Source organism: Pseudomonas sp. ATCC PTA-122608 (assembly GCF_001952855.1).
GTDB lineage: Bacteria > Pseudomonadota > Gammaproteobacteria > Pseudomonadales > Pseudomonadaceae > Aquipseudomonas.
Map to the genome: position 1 here is coordinate 1 of NZ_LPNO01000047.1, position 840 is coordinate 840.

The window sequence follows — 840 nt, forward strand, 5'->3', positions numbered from 1 at the left end:
GGCCGCCGGGCCGCCGCGATGGGCCATCCTTGGCCCAGCGCGGCTAACCCGGCGTCCTGCCGGGTTACCCACGCTCCAAAGCCTGCGTTCGGCCAGCGTGGTTTAACGGGGCGCCTAAGATCAAGATCAAAAGCAGATCAAGGGCACAGCGGCCTACAGGCCGGCTTGAGTGTGGTGAAGCAACAGCAAGATCAAAAGCTAAAGCGGGCACGGTCCAAATGTGGGAGCGGGCTTGCTCGCGAAGGTCGTTAACGATGGCGCGGGCATTCTGGATGAACGCGGCGCCCTCAGGTTTTTCGCGAGCAAGCCCGCTCCCACAGAAAAGCAGCTCTGCTTTCGCTCTTAACACTCAAGCCGGCCGGTAGGCCGCTGTGCCTTGCTTTTGATCTGCTTTTGATCTGACTGCCCCATTCAGCCCGAGGCCGAACGCAGGTATTGCGGAGCGGGTAAACCGGCAGGACGCCGGTTTAGCCGCGCCGGGCCATGGATGGCCCGTCGCGGCGGCCCGCGGAACCGGGCCGGAGTGCGGGCATGCCGAGCCTAGGCGAGGCACCGAGTGGTGGGGCAAAGACCTTTTGGTTACTTTTGGGGCGTTTGCCAGGGGCTGTCATAAATTTTGTGTTCGGGCATAACATGTTGATAGAGGTGCATGTATGCCGACCAAAAAGAAACCGGCCCGTGAGGCCCCGCGAGACCTTCCATCCATTCCAAAAGAGCTGATCGACCAGTTCGTCAGCGGCCCGATGAGTGCCGAGGCTATTCAGGATGCCTCGATGGCGTTCAAAAAGGCGCTGATCGAGCGAGCTCTTGGTGCCGAGTTGGGCCACCACCTTGGCTATC

General features: G+C 61.2%; 1 pseudogene. It reads left to right on the top strand.

Features of this window, described 5'->3' with window-relative positions:
- Positions 1–653: 653 nt before the first annotated feature.
- Positions 654–840: pseudogene (locus tag AU074_RS27610) on the top strand (IS256 family transposase); the annotation flags it as partial.